General features: G+C 49.5%; 19 protein-coding genes. 3 read left to right on the forward strand and 16 right to left on the reverse strand.

Annotation, left to right across the window (positions count from 1 at the left end; translation table 11 throughout):
• Positions 1-17: 17 nt before the first annotated feature.
• Positions 18-1,004 carry a methyltransferase domain-containing protein gene (locus RMY16_RS23800; RefSeq protein WP_322738424.1) on the reverse strand — a complete coding sequence of 329 codons (987 nt, stop codon included), beginning with the start codon at positions 1,002-1,004 and terminating at the stop codon, positions 18-20.
• 196 nt (positions 1,005-1,200) lie between these two features.
• Here RMY16_RS23800 and RMY16_RS23805 point away from each other — a divergent pair, with 196 nt between their 5' ends.
• The 3 genes from RMY16_RS23805 to RMY16_RS23815 all read left to right on the forward strand — a co-directional run bounded on the left by RMY16_RS23805 (position 1,201) and on the right by RMY16_RS23815 (position 4,464).
• A complete protein-coding gene (locus tag RMY16_RS23805; RefSeq protein WP_322738425.1) occupies positions 1,201-2,394 on the forward strand; it encodes an NAD(P)/FAD-dependent oxidoreductase in 1,194 nt (397 codons plus the stop codon).
• Positions 2,395-2,624: 230 nt separating this feature from the next.
• Positions 2,625-3,272, forward strand: coding sequence for an HAD family hydrolase (locus tag RMY16_RS23810; protein ID WP_322738426.1), 648 nt, complete (start codon positions 2,625-2,627; stop codon positions 3,270-3,272).
• A 133-nt stretch (positions 3,273-3,405) separates the two neighbouring features.
• Positions 3,406-4,464, forward strand: a complete 1,059-nt coding sequence (locus tag RMY16_RS23815) for a transaldolase family protein (RefSeq protein ID WP_322738427.1) — start codon at positions 3,406-3,408, stop codon at positions 4,462-4,464.
• Here RMY16_RS23815 and RMY16_RS23820 read toward each other — a convergent pair.
• The 15 genes from RMY16_RS23820 to RMY16_RS23880 form a co-directional block, all read right to left on the reverse strand.
• Complete coding sequence (locus RMY16_RS23820) at positions 4,444-8,073, reverse strand: NB-ARC domain-containing protein (RefSeq protein ID WP_322738428.1); 3,630 nt, start codon at positions 8,071-8,073, stop codon at positions 4,444-4,446. The genes RMY16_RS23815 and RMY16_RS23820 overlap by 21 nt on opposite strands.
• Before the next feature lie 255 nt (positions 8,074-8,328).
• A complete protein-coding gene (locus tag RMY16_RS23825) occupies positions 8,329-9,369 on the reverse strand; it encodes a DUF2157 domain-containing protein (protein ID WP_322738429.1) in 1,041 nt (346 codons plus the stop codon).
• A gap of 38 nt (positions 9,370-9,407) precedes the next feature.
• The gene (locus RMY16_RS23830; RefSeq protein ID WP_322738430.1) at positions 9,408-10,784 is read right to left on the reverse strand and encodes a dihydrolipoyl dehydrogenase family protein; all 1,377 of its coding nucleotides are present in this window, start codon (positions 10,782-10,784) and stop codon (positions 9,408-9,410) included.
• A gap of 48 nt (positions 10,785-10,832) precedes the next feature.
• Complete coding sequence (locus RMY16_RS23835) at positions 10,833-11,189, reverse strand: GMC family oxidoreductase N-terminal domain-containing protein (RefSeq protein ID WP_322738431.1); 357 nt, start codon at positions 11,187-11,189, stop codon at positions 10,833-10,835.
• A gap of 351 nt (positions 11,190-11,540) precedes the next feature.
• Positions 11,541-11,741 carry an epoxide hydrolase N-terminal domain-containing protein gene (locus RMY16_RS33115; protein ID WP_416211694.1) on the reverse strand — a complete coding sequence of 67 codons (201 nt, stop codon included), beginning with the start codon at positions 11,739-11,741 and terminating at the stop codon, positions 11,541-11,543.
• A 279-nt stretch (positions 11,742-12,020) separates the two neighbouring features.
• On the reverse strand, positions 12,021-12,266 hold the full coding sequence (locus tag RMY16_RS33120) for an alpha/beta fold hydrolase (protein WP_416211693.1): 246 nt from the start codon (positions 12,264-12,266) through the stop codon (positions 12,021-12,023).
• Positions 12,267-12,314: 48 nt separating this feature from the next.
• Entirely contained in the window at positions 12,315-12,455 is a 141-nt protein-coding gene (locus RMY16_RS23840) for a hypothetical protein (protein WP_322738432.1), read from the reverse strand.
• Positions 12,456-12,557: 102 nt separating this feature from the next.
• Positions 12,558-13,496 (reverse strand): NmrA family NAD(P)-binding protein, encoded by a 939-nt coding sequence (locus RMY16_RS23845; protein WP_322738433.1) that lies wholly within the window; start codon positions 13,494-13,496, stop codon positions 12,558-12,560.
• Between the two features lie 60 nt (positions 13,497-13,556).
• Complete coding sequence (locus tag RMY16_RS23850) at positions 13,557-14,261, reverse strand: hypothetical protein (protein ID WP_322738434.1); 705 nt, start codon at positions 14,259-14,261, stop codon at positions 13,557-13,559.
• Positions 14,251-14,976 carry a nitrilase-related carbon-nitrogen hydrolase gene (locus tag RMY16_RS23855; RefSeq protein WP_322738435.1) on the reverse strand — a complete coding sequence of 242 codons (726 nt, stop codon included), beginning with the start codon at positions 14,974-14,976 and terminating at the stop codon, positions 14,251-14,253. The genes RMY16_RS23850 and RMY16_RS23855 overlap by 11 nt, the downstream gene beginning before the upstream one ends.
• Positions 14,977-15,166: 190 nt before the next feature.
• Complete coding sequence (locus RMY16_RS23860; protein ID WP_322738436.1) at positions 15,167-15,745, reverse strand: DUF6130 family protein; 579 nt, start codon at positions 15,743-15,745, stop codon at positions 15,167-15,169.
• 256 nt (positions 15,746-16,001) lie between these two features.
• The gene (locus RMY16_RS23865; RefSeq protein WP_322738437.1) at positions 16,002-16,682 is read right to left on the reverse strand and encodes a VOC family protein; all 681 of its coding nucleotides are present in this window, start codon (positions 16,680-16,682) and stop codon (positions 16,002-16,004) included.
• Positions 16,683-16,822: 140 nt separating this feature from the next.
• Positions 16,823-17,638, reverse strand: coding sequence for a GMC family oxidoreductase (locus tag RMY16_RS23870; protein WP_322738438.1), 816 nt, complete (start codon positions 17,636-17,638; stop codon positions 16,823-16,825).
• 609 nt (positions 17,639-18,247) lie between these two features.
• Complete coding sequence (locus tag RMY16_RS23875; RefSeq protein WP_322738439.1) at positions 18,248-18,670, reverse strand: cupin domain-containing protein; 423 nt, start codon at positions 18,668-18,670, stop codon at positions 18,248-18,250.
• Positions 18,671-19,028: 358 nt separating this feature from the next.
• Entirely contained in the window at positions 19,029-19,751 is a 723-nt protein-coding gene (locus RMY16_RS23880; protein WP_322738440.1) for an NAD(P)-dependent oxidoreductase, read from the reverse strand.
• Positions 19,752-19,764: the final 13 nt, after the last annotated feature.

The raw sequence follows: 19,764 nt of genomic DNA on the forward strand, positions 1-19,764 counted from the left end.
TAAAACTAACGAGGCTGTCAGGAACTGCTAACCAAACTATACTGTTTAGTTGATTTCTGCAACGAGTTCGCTCTAATTGCGCGGAACATCCCAAATCGGCACAGACCCGCGCTGAATGCTAGTCGCATCAGTAGGAGGGTAGGTACTTCTCGTAGAGATTTAATGAAACCAGATAGACCAAAACGCACCAATCCCTCTGGTCGAGTCACTCCTTGCCAGATGGAATCTAGCCAAGAAGGAAGTGTTTGTTCCGTCCAGTCTGTCGTTATCACTTCCCCTTCGACTAATCCCGTTGCTGCCAAAAGCTCGGAAAAGCCTTCAATACTGGAAAAAGCGGGATGCGACCACTGATCTAATAGTTGTCGCATTACCCGTTTCTCCCAAAAATTGAGCGGTTTTTGGCGATCGTCTCTCTGATTCCAGTCGGCTAAAACCATCACTCCACCGGGTTTTAGCACCCGGATCAACTCTCTGGCAAAAATGGCTTTATCTGGCATGTGTGGCCCAGCTTCAATTGACCACACTACATCAAAACTGGCATCTGGGAAAGAAAGTGCCATAGCATCATCCACAAGAAACCGCACATCAAGTTCCTCTGGGGTTAACTGCTGGGCGCGTTGGACTTGTTGGGGACTAATGGTAATACCTGTGACAGCAAAACCGTAATCTCGTGCCAAGATGCGACTGCTACCTCCAATTCCACAGCCAACATCTAAGACAGTGGTGCCACGGGGTAATTTATCTAAACCACCCCAACGTACCATTTCATGCACAAAGTCAGATTTAGCAGCGAGAAAATTTTTTCGTTGTGGTGGCGAACCATAATGACCTAAGTGGATATGTTCACCCCAGTAGAATTCCAAAATACCGTCTTCAGTCCATTCATCATAGGAATTGGCAACGGAGTTAGATGATTGATAAGGCCTCGCAGTGATTAGATACAACGCTAGCAAGAGCGTCATTAGTGCCAAGAAAACTCCCAGCGTCGAAAAAAACCAACTCATGGAAATAAAACCTTAATCTTTTCTAACAAGTTTATCCAATTGTTAGAATGCAAGCTGTCCAATTTTTTCACCGAAGCAGTGTTGAGTTACCGATGTTAAAACCATTCATACAAATGGAGGGTTTTGAAACCTAAACTTTCAGTTACCCTGAAGTTAGTTGCCTAATTAATATTGATTGTTCCATAACATAGAATAAATGACTGAACAAACTTCTAGAATTTGTATCCTTGGTGGAGGCTTTGGTGGTCTCTACACGGCTCTGCGGTTAAGCCAATTACCTTGGGAATCTACGCAAAAACCCGAAATTGTTCTGGTAGATCAAAGCGATCGCTTCCTATTCTCTCCTTTACTTTACGAATTACTGACTGGTGAACTGCAAACCTGGGAAATTGCCCCACCCTTTGAAGAACTTTTACAAGGCACAGGGGTGCGTTTTTATCAAGGGGTTGTGTCTGGAATTGACATCGACCAGCAACGGGTAAATGTACATGAAGGCCCGGAAATCCCTTACGACCGATTAGTGCTGGCGCTAGGAGGTGAGACACCGCTAGATTTAGTCCCTGGTGCAGCAGCCTACGCCTACACATTCCGCACAATCTCTGATGCCTATCGTTTAGAAGAACGCCTGCGATTTTTAGAAGAATCGGATGCTGATAAAATTCGGGTAGCGATTATTGGGGCTGGCTACAGTGGTGTAGAGTTAGCTTGTAAGTTAGCTGACAGACTAGGCGAAAGAGGACGCTTTCGGATCGTTGAAATCGCTGACCAAATTTTGCGAACTTCTCCAGAGTTTAATCGGGAAGCAGCAAAGAAAGCAATAGATGCCCGTGGTATATTTCTTGACTTAGAAACCAAAGTAGAATCAATCGAGCAAAATAGCATTTCCCTAGAGTACAAAAACCAGTTAGACACGATTCCCGTGGATTTGGTAATTTGGACTGTAGGAACTAGGGTTGCGCCCGTAGTGAAATCTCTTCCTCTCAAGCAAAATCTGCGCGGTCAAATCACCACTACATCCAATCTGCAAGTCCTCGATCATCCAGAAATCTTTGCCTTGGGAGATTTAGCAGACTGTCATGATGCTGAAGGACAGCAAGTCCCCGCTACGGCACAAGCGGCTTTTCAACAAGCTGATTATACTGCTTGGAATATCTGGGCAACTCTGACTAATCGCCCGCTCCTTCCCTTCCACTACCAACAGTTAGGAGAAATGATGGCACTAGGAATAGACAACGCCACTCTCACTGGTTTGGGAATTAAACTAGATGGTCCCTTGGCATACGTCGCCCGCCGTGCTGCTTATTTATACAGATTGCCAACTTTAGACCATCAACTGAAAGTTGGTTTTAATTGGCTAGTCCGTCCGATCATAGAAACACTTTCAGGGTAACTTTCAAGGTTGGGCATGGGGCACTTGTACTGAGTTTCGACTGCGCTCAACTACCGCGTTCGCGTAGCGTCTCGAAGAGAAGTCGAAGTATGGGGTATTGGTAAAAACCAAGATGTTTGCGATGATTTGTTTTATTTCCGCCAATCTACTTAGCAGATGCTAGACTCTACCCACAGAAGCTCTTAACAAGCCAAAATCTAAAATTCAACATTCCAAATTTTCAAACTTTAATGGAACAACCGAAAGTTATTTTTTTAGATGCTGTGGGTACGCTCTTCGATGTCAAAGGTAGTGTGGGCAAAGTTTATAGTCAGATAGCCCAGGAATTTGACGTTACAGTTTCAGCCGAAACATTGAATACAGCTTTCACCAAAAGCTTTAAAGCAGCGCCGCCGCCGATATTTCCAGATGCAGAACTGCAAGATATTCCCCAGCGTGAGTTTGATTGGTGGCGGATAATTGCCCTGAACACTTTTGAAGGTGCAGGTGTTCTTAAGGAATTTTCTGACTTTTCGGCTTTTTTCAGCGAACTTTACATTCATTTTGGTACTGGCGAACCGTGGTTTGTCTATCCCGATGTCTTACCAGCTTTAATCAACTGGCGGCGGTTGGGAGTTAGCCTGGGGGTGCTGTCCAATTTTGATTCTCGGATTTACTCTGTATTGCAAAGTTTGGGATTGAGAGAGTTTTTTACCTCCGTCACCATTTCTACCCAGGTACGTGCAGCTAAACCCGATCCTCAAATTTTTGCCATTGCCTTAGATAAACATAAATGTTCCCCAGAGGCGGCGTGGCATATCGGCGATAGCATTGTGGAAGACTATCACGCAGCTAAAGCAGCTGGACTCAGAGGCGTTTGGATTAACCGTGGTCAATAAGGGGATACCGCTTTTTTTATCACCCCTACTTAAATTGGAGCTTAACTCAGGGATCTTGCGTGGTGTCATTTGAAGAAAGTTGCCAAACTGGTTTATTGAACGTTTGAATCTTTGAGCATAAAGTTTGTCAGCTATGAACCTGTTGCAGTCACTCCGTCGCTCTGGACAATCCATTTGGCTTGATGGGTTTGAGCGAAGCTGGGTGAGCAGTGGTCAATTGCAACAAGCCATTGAAGAGGATGGGTTAAGGGGTATACGCTCGAACTTTGAAGCGTTGAACCTTGCCATCCAGGGACATGAGTACGATCGCGACTTCAATACGCTGGCACAACAAGGGATGAGCCGGAGCGCTCGATCAGATTATGAATATTTGCTGGTGCGAGACCTGCAATTAGCGGCCGATCGCTTGAAACCAGTTCATGCTCATACACAAGGACGAGATGGCTATATTCAAGTCGATCTGCCGCCTGACACGCTATTTGAAGCTGAAACTGCGATCGCTGCCGCTCAAAAAATCTGGCGAAGTGTAGGGTGGAGTAATTTATTGCTGAGAATTCCAGCGACTCAATTAATGCTGCCAGTGATTGAACAACTGCTTCGCGAAGGCATGAATGTGAATGCTACGTTAGTGTTTTCTCTAAACGTATACAACCAGGTTTTTGACAGTTATCTTAGAGGATTAAAGAAGCAGATTCAGCTAGGAAAGTCCGTGAGTAACGGCATTTGCTTTGCCAGTTTTGCCATTGATCGGTGGGATGCGGCGATTAATCCATTCATTGCTGACTCAGAAACATCTTTTGGCATGATGCAATCCAGGCTACTCTATGAACACTATCAAAGTCAACGCCAGCGATCGCTGCCTAAAGGGGCAAAGCCACTGCGGTTGGTTTGGGATTGCACAGATATTCCACCTAAATTCGCATGGCATTATATTCAGGCTCTAAGGGTTCCTGAAACAGTTATGCTGCTATCGCCATCGACTTTAGAGATGTATCGTAAGGTTTCTCTGCTGCCTACAAGGCTGATTGACGGTGAAAGCGATGAACAGATTATAACAAGCGAAACAGAAATTCTCTCGGATGAGCAGATTGACCAACTCGTGAACGAGGAAATGGCGCGATCGCTCAACGCCTATCAACAGTTGCTAGACACCATTAAGCACAAGCGAGCTTCAATGGTCAATTGCCCCTAACGCTTTCAGGGTAGTTCTTTGAGCTACTGTCAACCCGGTTGCACCTTGAATATTCATACCTTCATACAGGCGATTGACCGTCAACGTGTTGATACAGCATCCTGTTTGCACATCCCAAAGCTTGATTGTGCGATCGTCACTACAACTAAATAGGATTTGACCGTTAGAGCTAAAGATAACTGACCGAACCCAACCGCTATGTTCATCCAGAATATGGAGGCAATGCCCCGTTTGCAGATTCCACACTCGAATGGTTTGATCAACACCGCCACTTGCCAGGGTATTACCTTGAGGACTGATGGCAACCGTCCACACAGCTCCTGTATGCCCCTGAAAGCCTTGCAAACACGCCCCTGTTTCTACGTCCCATAGCCGAATGGTTCGGTCATGACTGGCGCTTGCTAGTCGGTGGCCACCCGGATCAAATGCCAGTGCGAAAACTGCGCCCGTATGTCCATGCAATTCCCTCGAACATTCTCCAGTTTGCACATCCCATAGCCGAATGGTGAGATCAAAACTGCCACTTGCCAACCATTGACCATCCGGGTCAAACGCGATCGCCGGAATCCCGTTCTGGTGTCCGTGTAACACATGCAAACAGTGATGTGTTTGCACATCCCAAAGTCGCACGGTGCAATCATAACTACTGCTTGCTAAAATTTGTCCGCTTGGGTTAAACAAAACTGTCCATACAGACGCATTATGTGCTGACCATCGCTCAAGCTGCCCAGTTTGGATGTTCCATAAAGCGATTGATTCATCGTGTCGATTGATCGCAAGAGTTAGATTATCAGGACTAAAGCTAACGTTGCTTAATGATGAAATCCAACGGGTTGAGCTGGAAAAGGTTTTATAGGGTTGAAGTTGCGGCAGATTGCCATCAAGTTGCAAATGCCACAACTGAATCATTTCATTCTGACCACTACTAGCAAGTATTTGGTCATCCGAACTAAGGCTTAGGGAGTGAATCCCACCAGTATATCCACGCAACGTTTTCAGGTTTCGTCCACTCTGCAAATTCCATAGGCGCACGGTATGGTCTTTTCCTGCACTCACCAACAATTGATTGTCGGCACTGATAGCAAGCCCATAAACATCATGCTTATGACCTTCAAGTACATAAATGGATTGCCCGTCCTGCACATTCCAAAGGCGTAGAGTGCCATCGCGACCACCGCTTACTAAGAGACGACCATCCGGGCTAAAGGCGATATCCCAAACAAAATCGGTATGTCCATGCAGCAACTTGGCACTAGAATTGATGAAATGGGGTTTTGGATGTTGATCGTGTGAGAGATGAGCGCTCCACAATCGAATCGACCCATCCTGGCATCCACTGGCTAGCAGTTGACCATCCAGGCTGAATCGCACACACCGAACCCCACTGGTATGCCCCTGTAAAACACTCAGGCAGTTCCCATTGCTCACATCCCAGATCCGAATGGTTGTATCACTACTGCTACTGGCTAAGGTTTGCTGGTCAGGCGCGAAGTGGGCAGCATAAACACTCTGGGTGTGTCCTTTCAAGACACGCAGACACTTCCCTTGCAAATTCCATAGGCGCACCGTTTGGTCGTCACTGCCACTCACTAATTGCTGACCATCAGGACTAAAACTCACTGACCAAACACAACCTTTATGTTCTGTTAGCACCTGCAAGCATTGCCCACTTTGGACATCCCACAAGCGCACCGAACTATCAGTACTGCTGCTGGCTAACGTTCTGCCATCCGGACTAAAGGCAACCGACCAAACCCAGCCTTTGTGTCCTGAAAAGATGCCCAGAAGTTGGGTTGTGCTGATATTCCACAGATAGATGTTCCCATTAGAATCGCCCACTGCCATCATCTGACCGTCTGGACTCAAGCCAATCGACATGGCAACATTGAGTGTTTCTGAAAAGATGGACTTGGCGAAAGTGGCATTTTGAAAATTGACTCCTGTTAAATCGACCTGCCGCAAGTCGGCTTGTTGCACCACAAGACCAGAAAAATCCCAGCCGCGTAAGTCCACTTGAAGCTGCACCAGCAGGTTAATCAGGTTGCCTGCGGTGTATCCTGGTTTCTTGCCCTGTTGCCTTAATAGGTGCCTGGCTTGCGCTTCGATCGCTGCTACACTGCCAAAGCGAGACAGCAACCGTTCCATTACAGGTTGCACAATTAAGCGCGTCTGAATCTCTCGAATGTAATCTTTTGCTTGTACTCGCACTAAGGGATGCGTTTGCCAAACGTTAAGCTGCTGCGTCTCAAATTCGATGCAAATTTGCTGCACAAAGCGTTCTGTGACATATTCCATCACCACAGGTTGCAAGAAGAATAACCCATCGGTTTTTTCAATTAGAGATCGCCTCAGTAGTGAGTTGATCAAATTAGGTACACTTTGTTGAGCAGCAAGATCAACCACGTTCTCTCGCATATCTGCGATCGAGACTGGCTCCCGATGAATTGCAAACCAGAACAGTGTTTTCTGTTCGGCTTCGGATAGGCGAGCGAACTGACGGTCTAGCAAATCGCGGATGTCTTCAAAAACTGCCAACCCTTGACTGAGATAGGGCAACACCTCGGTAATGCTGCCGTTAAATAAATCCCCAATTGCGGCTGCCAACAGTTTCAATGCCAGAGGATTGCCACCGTAGTGGTGGATTAAAGTCTCCCATTCGGCTTCTGAACCTGTAAACGCTCCTTTTTGCCGAAAGATAGCGCGTCCATCAGCAGGGGTTAGCCCACTCAAGGTTAGCGATCGCACTAGCGCCTGTGCGCCTTCCATCAGTGCCATTTCGCGTGGCTTTTCTCGGCTAGTGAGCAACAAACAACTTTGGTGGGACGCTTCGCCAATGGCTCTGAGCAATTGTCCGTAACCTTCGTAGCTTGAGATCCATTGTCCCACTGCCTCACGTTGCAAAATGGTCTCAGCATTATCGAATAGCAATAAACACCGACGCGATCGCAGATATTGCATCAGTTTGGAAAGCTGTTGAGCAAGCGTGGTGGGAATGATCGGATCTTCCCCAAAAAGCGGCATGAGAAACTTCAGCAGGCTTGACAGAAGTTCATCCAGTGGTGGTGCATTAGCCAAAGAGCGCCATACAACAATCTCAAATTCTGCTTGCATTTGCAGCGCAGCTTTGACCGCGATCGTACTTTTGCCAATGCCCCCAATGCCCAATAGCCCGACTATGCGGCAGCGCTCAGACACAACCCACTGCCACAGTTGTGTCAGTTCTACCTCACGCCCATAAAACACTGAGGCATCGACTGCGGTATCCCAGTCCTGTTGGGGATTTGTCCATCGGCTCTCTGTCTCTTGGGATGAGGCAGGGGATGTCAGGTCTGCCTGCGTCAATTCCAGCCCAAACGCTCGGAAGAGATACTCTAATGACTGGCGATCAACCCCCAGTTCGCGCTTGAAAATGCGAGCGAGGGTATTTAGGGAGAGTCCGGTGCGATCGCTGAGATCTTCCTGGCTGAAGCGCTTACCCCAAGTTTCGTCGGATTCCGCCTGCTGTTTTGCCGTCTGAAACTTTTGCCACCCTTGAGGTGATAGGATGGCTCCTCGCACTCGAGAAGAAGTGGAGCGCCCTCGTCTAGTTTTTGATGAGTTGGAATCCATAGATCAGCCGATGGTGCAAAGGAATTAGCGAATCTTTTCTTAAGATATCGGGCGTTTCTTTAATCAATGACTCACGGGGAGTTTGAGCAACACAGATTGACAGGCAAATGATTCCATTTTGGTTAGAGTATACCAGGTTTAATTGCTCCTAGCTTATTTTCTGCGGTCTTCTTCAACCACAGAACAATTAAATCGCGTTTTAACTCAACTAACTTGAGTGGTTTGTATTGGGCGATCGCTCAATAAGGACTCTTATTACTCTCTGGGTAAGAAGCCCCTCACAGTGTCTGGTAATAGACGTTCTAAAAAAAGCTCAATATTCCTACTATTGCGTTGATATAAAGTTCCTAAATAGATAATAAATATTCCCAAAAATGTTAGCGCAAACGGAAATAAGATTGCATTTTGAAAGATGCTGTAGGCTAAGTGTCCTAAATAACCAAATACACCCAATGAGCCAAAAACAATAAAAACTTTTCTTTTTAACAATACCGACAGCAAGATTAACCCTAAATTAATCAAACAATAGAGAAATTTTTGAAATTCATTACTGTCTCCCATTAAAGTTAGACCAAACCAAAAGGCAAGTAACCCAAACAGATATAGCCAAAAAGCAAAATCACCATCGCGTCTACGGGTGCGGATATCAACTAGATAAGCGACCACAATGCAACCGAGACCAAACCACAAGGAAACTAATAATCGTAGCTGCCAATTGTAGGTTTTTTCTCCAAACAATGATGGTGTGATATCCATCGACATGAAATATAGCGAAAAGGCGATGGGAGCAGTTAAAAAGGGAAAACGCACAAACTTGAGGGCAACTAAACCTGCAATGATGGTTCCTAACTCCATCAAAAACCAACTGCCTTTAATCCAGATATAAAAATCTCGATATGTACCGGGGTTGCCTTGAGTCCAAAATCCTGTGGCGCGTTGCAGTCCGTAAATTGCTAAAGGAGTCAAGGAAACTGCAATGGTAAATAGCAAACCTCCGGGGATTTTCATTTCTTGTCGCCACCAGAGGTTGCTTCCTGTAAGTACAAAGCACAAGGCATAAATGCTGGTTAAGAAAAAAATCCCACTGCCACCAAATGATTCCCACGCTAATGTCATGAACCAAGTCATGGCTGAGATGACAATTAACGCTCCTAAGTAAAAAGTGACGTTCACAAAATTAAATTGCGGACGCTGGCTGTGACGCGTTGAAAGTGCATTCCATAACGTATTGGCTTGTTCGGCTGTAATTAAGCCTTGGGAAACCGCCCAATCTAAATCTTCCTGATAAATTTTCATATTTTTGGCTCAGTTTAAGCTTTCGATTCAGATATTTCTTACATATTGGGACAGGTTGGCATATCATCTCCAACAAGTAGCCTTGCGAGACTGGGCAAAGCCTCACCGTAAGTTGGGTGAATGTGAACCGATTGTTCGAGTAACTGCCACGTTGCTTTAGCTTCCATCAGCGACAAAAAGACATGCACGAGTTCAGCCGCTTCGTATCCAACCAGCGTTGCTCCTAAAATCAAATTCGTCTGGGTGTCGATGACCATGCGGTAGAAACCGAGATCATGTCCCCACTCAATGCTGCGAGCGATGTGAGCCATCGGCAGAGTGACTTCGCGCGCAGAGATACCCTGTTTCTGAGCCTGCTCTAGCGTCATGCCTACCCGGCCCACTTGCGGCTCAGTGTAAACGGCATAGCCTAACACCCGATCGTTGCGTGTCCGGTGTTCGCCACACAGAATGGCTTTCAAGCGACGGTAGTCTTCCCAAGAAACATGGGTAAAAGCAGGCTGTTTGGCAGCGTCCCCGATCGCATAAATTCCAGAATGAGTAGTCTGAAACCGATCGTCGATTTTAATAAAACCCTGGGCATCTAATTCAACGCCTGTCACCGCAGTATTTAATGCTCCAGTATTCGGTTTGCGCCCAGTTGCAATCAGCAATGCTTCCCCATCGAGTACTTCACCATTGTTCAGCGTTAGGGTAAACACACCGTTGGTATAAGCAACCTGCTGAACCGTCACATTGAAATGCAGTCCAATTCTGTCTTGCCCAAAGGCATCAGCAAGCACAGCACTGACATCGGATTCTTCTTGAGCGAGCAAGCGATCGCCCCGCACAATCAATTCAGTTTGGCTCCCTAAACGTGCCATTCCCTGCCCTAACTCCAGGGCAATATAGCCACCGCCGACCACGAGCAACCGAGGCGGAATCTGCTGCAAATCAAAGAAATTTCGGTTGGTGAGATAAGGCGTTCCAGCTAAACCGGGAAAGTCAGGAATGGTGGAGGATGTCCCTGTGTTGATCACAATGATCGGAGCCTGCACCGTCACACCGCCTCCGCTTACAGTTCGCTCTCCGGTGAAAGCGGCTTCAGCACAGACAACTCTAACCCCTGCACTCTCTAGTCGCCGTTTGGTACCCTGGTTAAACTGGCTGCGAATACTACGCACACGCTCCATCACCGTAGAAAAATCGACTTCAACCTGTGCGTGTATGCCTAGCTTTGCAGCTTGTCGAGCGCGGCCTGCGGCATGGGCTGCGGCTAAAAAGGCTTTAGAAGGTGTGCAGCCATAGTTTATGCAACTGCCGCCTAACGCATCGCGTTCAAATAAAACGACATTTCGACCTGCCTTAGCAAAGTCAGCCGCGAGTGGAACTCCGCCCTGACCACTTCCAATCACAATTACATCTGCTGTTTCCATTGTTACCTCTGTTGATAGCTGGTGATTACAGTTTGTCTACGACTGGCTTTAATTAAATCGGCTGCCTTCTCGCCAATCATGATGGTCTGTGCGTTGGTATTGCCTGTCGTCAGCGTTGGCATGATGAATCATGAAATTAATCGCACTGCTGCCCCTCAAGATTTTGCCACAAGGACAAAAGATTTTGTGATCGTTGAGGTAGGGTTGCGATTGGGAGAAATAGCTCCAATCCACCTCAGAGCCTAGTAAGCTCAGGTGTTCTGACGGAATTTGAATTTCTGGTTTCGTATCTGGATTACCCGCTTCGAGGAATAACACGGTTGTTTCACTGTCTTCTGTAGGGCGGTTGGCGATCGCGCAACCAGCCGACCCTGCACCAATTACGATGTAATCATATTGAGTCATCCTATTCTCCCTGTCTGATGTTTGTCGTGTGAATTGCTTAGTGTTGAACTAACGTAGTGACCTGAACGCCGCGCGGATCTCCTCAGAGAAGAGTTGCGGCTGTTCCCACCCGCGAAGTGGCCGCCCTTGTCAGCCTCATGGAAGTAGATCAGGTTGCGATAGGCGCGCCGTGCCCATGTTTTTGGAGCTCGATATACCTCCTCTGGAAATACCGTGATGGCCACCGGGAGCGAGATATCGGTGGTCTTCTGCGCGATCGCGTTCAAGATGTTGGTGTTGTTCTCCCAGTACAGCCGAGCTGACGAGACCGCGCTGTTCGTCAGCCAGTACAGCGTGATGTCATCCAGCACCTCATCTTTCGTCGGGGACTTTTAGGAAGCACCACCGTTGTATGTCCACTGCGCGAAGCCTGGATGTCCGAGCATCCACGCCGCGAGTCCGATCGGTGAGCCCGTCAGTCCGTACCCGTTCAAATACCGATCCGGGCCATCCGTGCGTGATAAGCAATGGCAAAGCGTTAGGATTTTTAGAGCGGACGTGGATAAAGTGAATGTCTAGTCCGTTTCACAACTTAGGCTAAACCCAATCAGTAACCGTCAACTTCGACGACGGACTTGGCAAACTCCCTCGGTGCTTCTTGCGGCAGGTTGTGACCGACACCGCCCTTGATGATCCGGTGTGCGTATTTGCCGGAGAATTTCCTTGCGTAAATACTGGCATCTGGATGTGGCGCGCCGTTAGCATCACCTTCAAGAGTGATAGTGGGTACGGCGATCGCGGGGGCTGCGGCGAGCCGCTTCTCAATCTCGTCATACTTCGACTCCCCTTCGGCTAGGCCGAGCCGCCAGCGATAATATCGACAGCGATCGCCGACTGCTGCCCATTGCGAAACGTCTCACTCGAAAGAAAGCGCGTCATGCCATAGCCGCGCAGATATGGAACGATCACCCGGTACCCAGTCGATGCTAACAAAGGAGCGACATCGACATAGCTATGAATGTTGTAGGGCCATCCATGCAGCAAGATTACTGGATGGCCATTCGCGCTACCAGTTTCAGCGTATCCGACATTCAGCACACCAGCATCGATCTGCTTTAGTGAGCCGAACGACGTGTTTGTCCACGACTAAGCCGGGGACAGAACTGCTGGTTTTGTTTGGCTTGATTGGGCGATCGCAGAACCGAATATACCTAGCTGTGTAGTAGCAATGGTCATAGCCGCAGTGGCTAAGAAGTGGCGGCGTTGATAATTGATTTTTTCGGACATTTATCTTTTTCCAATTGGATTCAACTCAACTTGCTTTAGCCGACGACAAAACTCTATGCAGGATATTCCACCAGAGAGTCCAGCCTAGACGAGTCCCAGGCACTACGAGCGGACTGCACCTAAAGCAGTGGCTTCACTTGGCATGAATTTAGCAGCGTGCAATTTCACGAAGTCGTACATGCTCGTTGGTGTCTTGTCGGTGAGATGGAACAAGTCAGTCGTCATGCGGTCATACCTCCCCTGCGCGTGAAGTTCAGCCATCACTGCGAGGTGGTTGACGAGGTGCGTCGGCACCCCAAACTTACGAAGCGTATCAACCCACTCGGAGAGCGGCACATTACGATAGCGGATTGTTCGACCGAGCGCCTCGGAAAAGACGCGCGCGTAGTGGTTCATATCGGCTGACTCAAATCCGGTGAGATTGTAAACATGACCAATGTGCGAGGTAGGCTCGTCGAGGATCACGGAAACAGCGTGCGCCACATCTACAGCCGAAATAGGCGAGGTCTTGCTGTTACCTAGCGGCAGTGCCAGTTCATCGCTGTCCCGGATGCCAGCAGCAGCCAGACGCAGGAAGAAGCCCTCAAGGAAGACTGTTGGCCGCACCGTGACGACCGGCAGCCCCGACCAAGCCAATGCCTGTTCTGCAAGCCAGTGCAGCTTGTGCTGCGGGCTTGGGGTGGTATCGGTGATGCTCATCTGCGTCACCGTCATCTGCGATATGTTTACGAAAGCCTCGACCCTGTGGTGGCGCGCCACCGCAGCAATGTTGACTGTGGCTTCAAGATAAGCCGGCGAGACCGACATTCCGAAATAGATGCGTGCGCAACCTTTGATCGCGCGGTGCATTGAGGCAAGATCGGTCAGGTCGCCCTGCACAACCTCGGCTCCAAGCTGGCGCAGACCTTCACGCCGAACCAAGGCGCGCACCTTATGCCCTTTGGCGAGCAGCATTGCGGTGAGGTTGCGGCTGATCGCACCGAGATCGCCAGCCGCTCCGGTTACGAGGATTGGGCTGTCATGTGTGGATTTCATCGTCATATCATTTACCTTGCGTTCACTTTCTTGTCGCTTATTGTGAAGGCGTATCTGTTTGCGTTATCAACCGAACGTGAACGCAAAAGCCTCCACCCCAGAATCCAGAAACTCTATCTCGAACTGTCGATCGCTGATGGGCTGTGGCTGTCGGATCAGTTGGTACAACCTCTGTTCGGTAGCCGTTTCTTCGCCTTGCACATCGACATCAAGTCCGCGAGTCGCAACTGCTGGCTGCCCGTCTACAAGCACGCGAAACCGCACGGATGTTCCTGGCGCGGCAGTCCCCATGACGAGATGAAGGTCGCGTGCGTGAAAGCGGTACGCGATCCGCCCGCCGGACTTGTTGAGTACAATGGCTTGTTTTCCGATTGTCCAATCGCCCGAAAGTGACCATTGATTAAGGTTCAATTGCGCGGGCGTGGTATATAAACGAGCCTTGTTTATTACCGCGCCGCCGGGAGACGCAAAATTCTCCGTTCTTTCGTAGCCGAGGTAGTTTTCAGGCGATTTCAGGCTGTTCCAATCGGCAGCAGCCTCAAAACCGCGAGCATCGACTTTGACCATTTCTTGACCGACACGGCCAGTTCCGGACTCAGACAGTAGCTGTTGAATTACTCTTTCCGATTGCTCGTACTCGCCCTCGCCGAATTGATGATGACGAATGCGTCCTTGCGTGTCTATAAAATAAAGGGCTGGCCAATAATGGTTCCCGAAAGCACGCCACACCGCATAATCGTTATCCACAGCGATCGCATAGTCAATTTTCATTTCTGTTGAGGCTCGGCCCTGTGTCATTCATGATCTGGAACTGCTGATCGGCATCCAACCACGCTGTCGCACAGACGACAAAGCAGGTGGATTCGAGGGCGTGCTGGCTGACGTTAATTTCCGCTTGCTCCGCGAACAGCGAACCGGCAAACGATCCGGGATACATCGCCGAGTGGATTTGCTCACCATCAGCGATCAGCGCATACCGTATCAAAGGATTGTTATGCTCCCAGCAAGCAAGTTGTCCGATGCGCCCAACGGCACTATCGACGGCGCGTAGCCCCGATCCATCGCCCTGGCCCCAGAGTATCCGCTCGTTATAAGTCGGCGTAAGCTTGCGGCGGCGCTGGATCAGCGTACCGTCTGCGTCGAAGAGAAGTTGCGTATTGTAGATCGAGCCGCCGTCGCGCTCATTGACGCCGATCGAAACGACCATGTTTGCTTCTCTCGCGGTCTCAGCGATCGCTCGGGTTTCAGCAGACGGCACCGTAACCGACTCTTCAAGCAACCGCAGATGTTCCTTTGCCAACGCGAACGGGGCTAGCACATAAGAGAAGTAGGGGTAATAAGGAACGATGGTCTCGGGGAAGGTTGCGAACTGAACGCCTTGTTGGCCCAGCTCACGAATCTTCTTCACAACTTTCTCGACAGTACCTTGCCGACTGTACAGCACAGGGCTAATCTGCACGGCGGCAGCTTTAACGATTGTACTCACTGCATCCTCCTTTCTTGCGCTGAGACTGGTTTTATTGGTATCGATACCTCTTGGCGGGCGACTCGATTTACGCTGACAGCGAAGGTCTCTCACTTCCAGTGCTTGGGTTCGATCGCCTGCTGTGCCGAAGCTCGAAGCGGGCTTGCGTGCTCTTCTACTCCGGCGAGGCGGGCCGGGCATGGAGGTTCCGTTAGTGCGTATGCGCGCTGTTGCGAGCGGGCACAGTGAACGTCTGCGTCACTACCTGTCCGGGAAAGACGTTGTGGTTAGTGCCAACCAGCTGGATCTTCACCTTATGCTGACCAGGTGGTAGCCCAGCTATGTCAACGGTGTTGTTGTCACTCGCATCTGCCCACCACCAGGGCAGATCGTCAACAATGATATGCAGGTGCCCAGCGCGTGGAGATACCTGAAGGGCACTCGTCCCAAACACGGGTACGATATGTAAGTTCTCTACCCGGTACTGCGCCCAGTAGACACCTTGAACCAGCCCTTCAGGAAGCGGGGGGTCTACAATCAGCTTGGGTGCAGGCTCGTTCTTAATCGCGACACACGGTGAAGCGCCACGAATATTCCTTGCGCTCGCCTTGGTCGCGTCCTGAGTTTGGGCGCTGGTTTGGATAGATTGATGCTGATGCGCCAGCACGCGATCGGGAGTTGTCAGCAACACTATTGCTGCAAAGAGCGCGATGAAGAGTCCCGAGAGCAGGACGAAGATACCCAATGTGCGGGCTTTGGTTTTGTAATATACTTTTTTTAGTTTAATCATGGTGTTTTCCCTTTGCTGCAAATTCTCCGTTTCATGACTCAGGCTAAACACGATCAGTAACCGCCAACTCGACGAGCACTGGAAATTGATCTTGGTTCAATTAGATTGAACTGAGGCTACGTATTGTCTGCCTACATGACTTAGCTGTGATGGTGAGATGAACGATGGGCGGGAGCTCCGTCGTTCACCCCATCGCTCAATTCAGTGAGGAGAAGGTTGAAGTGAACCCGACCTGGCGGATGCTATTCTGACCCCATCATCTGGAAAGAACAAGCAAAACCTCTTCCATGTAACGGTCAGCGGCGGCAGCAGCCTCTTCTGGACTGCTGCCATGCTGACGCGCACTCACATATGGCGCGTACCAGTCCCACCAGTTATGCTCGCCGTGGGTCTTCTCGTAATTGTCGTGGCGCTCTGCCGTCTCGTGAAGAAGAGTTGCAAGGGTTGCAACGTCTGTTTGTGGAGAGTCCCATAGGCGACCAGGAAACCGCGTTGTGATTTCCTGGAGCAGCCAAATGTTTCCGTCCGGGTCTTCAAACGAGGCAAATGAGAAGTAGGAACGACCTTCCGGATCGCGTCCACTAACGCGTGGGTTCTCCACGGCGTTGTTGAATGGTCCGCCAGCGTAGTGGAATATCTTGCTGACGTTGACACCACGAGCGATCAAGTCTTTGCGGGCAGCGTCGAGGTCGTCAACGGCAAGGACTAGGTTTTGCACCGAGCCAGAATTGGCTGGAGTGACTCCCTTGCCGAAGATGATCGAGGCGTCCGAGTTGGGTGGGGTCACATGTACGTTGCGGTAGCCGCCCTCCGCGATGTCGATATCGAGTCGCCAGCCGAGATTCTCATAGAATGCCTTCGTGCGATCAACGTCAGAAACGGTGAACACCACAACTTCGAGCTTCATGTTTGGACTGTTTACGTGATTGCTACTCATTTTGTTCTCCTTTGAATTGTGAGCTTGCTGCTCACCTCGATTAACTTCATTCTTCTGCGATCGCCCCATTTACACCACTCAAGTTCTTTGAGTTAACACGCGACTTAAATGTGCGTCCGCCAATGAAAAGTGCGGTGATTTTATGGCGCGCCTGAGACTGTTTTTACAGGGGTTTGCAGTTGGTGTTCGATCTGTAGAATTTCCGCTGCCCGCTCCCCAACGATCGCGCAGGGAGCCATCGTGTTGCCCGTGGTTACTCGCGGCAAAATCGATCCATCCGCAATCCGGAGATTGTCGATTCCATACACTTTCAGGTTGCTATCCACCACCGACATCGAATCTCGACCCATCTTCGCGGTGCAGGTTTCGTGCCAGAAACTTGTCGCCGCATCTCGAACAAAGCGTTCGAGTTCGGCCCCTTTCAAATTACCTGGCATTACTTCGCGCTTGACGAACGGACGAAGCGGAGCGGAATTACCGACTTCGCGGCAGAGTTCTACGCAGGCGATCGCGGTTTTGAGATCGTCCGGGTCAGACAGTGTGTTTGCATCAATCAGAATTGGGTCGGACGGATCGGCTCCGGTCAGGCGCAGACGACCTCGACTTTTGGGGTTCGCGATCGCCCCAAATAACGTCCAGCCTGCATCAGGTAGCCCAAACCGGATGGCATTCTCAGCAGTGGTTTTTGGCACCTCGGCCTGACAGACAAATAAGTCTGGACTGTCAAGCCCGGACTGGTGGCCCGTGAAAAAGATTGCCTCGGACAAGTTGTTTCTGGGTTCGAGAGCGGTTTCATATTCCCAGACACAATCAAATGCAACGTGGTCTTGAAAATTTTGCCCCACACCGGGAAGATGCTGCACGACAGGAATTCCAAATCGTCGCAACTCGGTCTCATCGCCAATACCGGATTGCATCAGCACTTTCGGCGTATGGATTGCACCGAGTGACAGCACGACTTCAACGTCCTGCCCACATACTGACAAAATCTGGACTTGATTTTTGAGCAGAAGTTTGATACAAAACCCGCCCTATAGACATCTGAGCCGGGAAGGACTACGCACCCCGGCGTAGACCTTTTTGGCCCCACGGTCAAGTGCCTCGTGCGCGAATGCCAAGCCTAAGCCGCGACTTGCGCCAGAAATAAAGACTACGGAATCTTCAGTTATCTCTAAATAATTGACCGCGACTTGCAAACGGCATGGATCGCGCCGATGCCGGGAGCAGCGCCCGAATGATGTTTTCAAACATCGCTTCGTCAGTGCTTCCTAAAGGTGTGACTACAGGAATAGCAGCGTTGGCAAATACGATATCCAGGCTGCCAAAACATGTTTCCCCCGGTAATCAGGACTTTCTTACCTTCCAGTTTCATAACAATCTCCTTTGGCAACCCAAAAATGCTAGGTGAGGTCTGGGGAAAGGGGAAAGGTTAAGGGATTTAAAACCTTTCCCCCTTCCCCCTTACCCTTTACCCCGCCAAGTTCACTTGGCAAACTACTAGAGTGTCTCCGGCTCCAACTTCGGTAGTGTCGATACATCAAAATTCTTGTATGCAATTTTACGTCTTACTCGTTGTCCGGTGTGGTCAGGTTCTCTTCATTGGTATCGACGACAAAGACGGCTAGCATACGCATGGGTTGAGTATCACTGGCATTTGCGCTGACACGATGATGATCGCCAGGTACTTCAAAAAAGTTCTCACCAGCGTGATACACCTGCTCCGGATTATCATTGATTTTGCTACGAATCGCACCTTCCAGCACTGTTGCATAGATAAAAGCCGAGGCTGCATGGGTATGTGCGGGTGTTGAGCCACTTGGCGCATATTCGACCAGCAAGCCTTTGATACTTTTTCCAGGCACATTGGGAAGGGCGCGCTCAAAGACCAGCGTTACCTTAGACGTATCAACAGATAAATCATTGGCTGAAGCTGCAAAAACAGGGAGAGTTGTGAATATGGAGAGTGCTATGAATATGGAGACAGTCATGAATGCAACTCGCGAGCAAAATCTAGTAAACACTTCCGTTCTCCTTGCGTGAATACAAACTGGTAGATATAAATCCGCCTGATTTGACCTCATACTGAATTAAGGCGATCGCGGATTAAACAGGTGTCGGTTGAGTTGAGCTTTGCAAAACTCAGTAGTTGCGGGATGTTGAACTTTGTGTCCTCAACTCAACCGATGTCAGCATTAAATTCTCATTGCTAATCTTTAAGCGATCAAGCGGTTGAGCCAATCCTCAAAACGGGTCGAGCCGATGAGCGAGTTGCCCTGCGGAACGAGCTGATCGTTCAACGCTGCACCAAAGTAACGGGCGTGGCTGTCTACAACTACCTGACGTGAGTCAATCGCACACCGCTAAAGGCTGATCATCGACAATCAGATAAACCCCAAGATTGCCCTGCTCTGCTGCTACAACAGTGGCGATCGCTGCATCCTCAATGTGTATCCACGACCAGACACCATCACCATTGCCCACAATTGGAAACTGTTGCTGGCGCACCTGTTGCCCTACATCACCATCCGGGTTGAACCAGGTGCCGGGCCCGTAAAAGAAACCATAGCGTAAGGCAATTCCTTCGAGATTGGATGTTTCCAATAAACGACGTTCAATCTCAGTCATAAGGCGAGACTCTGCGGCAACGACGGGGGAAGCATCAAGCACTAGAGGCGTTTCCTCATCTGCCAATCCAGCACCGGGGATTCCCCAGAAGGCGATCGACTGTCTCAGGTAACGGCGCACTCCTGCTGCCTGTGCTGCCGCCAGCACATTGGCTCCGCCTTCTAACCGAATGCGCGTATTCAGAGGCCCTGCTGCACTCATTGATTCGCGACTGTAAGTTTTGGGTAAGGCGGTGAGTTGTTCAATCACCACCTCCGGTTGAGTCTGACTAATAGCCGCTTTAACTGAATCTGCGTCGAATACATCTGCGATCGTAGGCTCTATTCCCTGTGCCGTTAATGACTCTGCTCTTTCTTGGGAGCGGGTCAGCGCGACAATCGTTGTGTCCTTTGGCAAGTAATTGGTCGAGTAGGGGGCGACCGATCGCTCCTGTTGCCCCGGCAACAAAAATCCTCAT

This window comes from Nostoc sp. DedQUE12b (assembly GCF_034530835.1).
Classification (GTDB): domain Bacteria; phylum Cyanobacteriota; class Cyanobacteriia; order Cyanobacteriales; family Nostocaceae; genus Nostoc.

Coding starts and splice junctions, on each gene's coding strand:
- RMY16_RS23800 (WP_322738424.1), bottom strand. CDS start 1,004: ATGAGTTGGTTTTTTTCGACGCTGGGAGTTTTCTTGGCACTAATGACG.
- RMY16_RS23805 (WP_322738425.1), top strand. CDS start 1,201: ATGACTGAACAAACTTCTAGAATTTGTATCCTTGGTGGAGGCTTTGGT.
- RMY16_RS23810 (WP_322738426.1), top strand. CDS start 2,625: ATGGAACAACCGAAAGTTATTTTTTTAGATGCTGTGGGTACGCTCTTC.
- RMY16_RS23815 (WP_322738427.1), top strand. CDS start 3,406: ATGAACCTGTTGCAGTCACTCCGTCGCTCTGGACAATCCATTTGGCTT.
- RMY16_RS23820 (WP_322738428.1), bottom strand. CDS start 8,073: ATGGATTCCAACTCATCAAAAACTAGACGAGGGCGCTCCACTTCTTCT.
- RMY16_RS23825 (WP_322738429.1), bottom strand. CDS start 9,369: ATGAAAATTTATCAGGAAGATTTAGATTGGGCGGTTTCCCAAGGCTTA.
- RMY16_RS23830 (WP_322738430.1), bottom strand. CDS start 10,784: ATGGAAACAGCAGATGTAATTGTGATTGGAAGTGGTCAGGGCGGAGTT.
- RMY16_RS23835 (WP_322738431.1), bottom strand. CDS start 11,189: ATGACTCAATATGATTACATCGTAATTGGTGCAGGGTCGGCTGGTTGC.
- RMY16_RS23840 (WP_322738432.1), bottom strand. CDS start 12,455: ATGTCCGAAAAAATCAATTATCAACGCCGCCACTTCTTAGCCACTGCG.
- RMY16_RS23845 (WP_322738433.1), bottom strand. CDS start 13,496: ATGACGATGAAATCCACACATGACAGCCCAATCCTCGTAACCGGAGCG.
- RMY16_RS23850 (WP_322738434.1), bottom strand. CDS start 14,261: ATGAAAATTGACTATGCGATCGCTGTGGATAACGATTATGCGGTGTGG.
- RMY16_RS23860 (WP_322738436.1), bottom strand. CDS start 15,745: ATGATTAAACTAAAAAAAGTATATTACAAAACCAAAGCCCGCACATTG.
- RMY16_RS23865 (WP_322738437.1), bottom strand. CDS start 16,682: ATGAGTAGCAATCACGTAAACAGTCCAAACATGAAGCTCGAAGTTGTG.
- RMY16_RS23875 (WP_322738439.1), bottom strand. CDS start 18,670: ATGACTGTCTCCATATTCATAGCACTCTCCATATTCACAACTCTCCCT.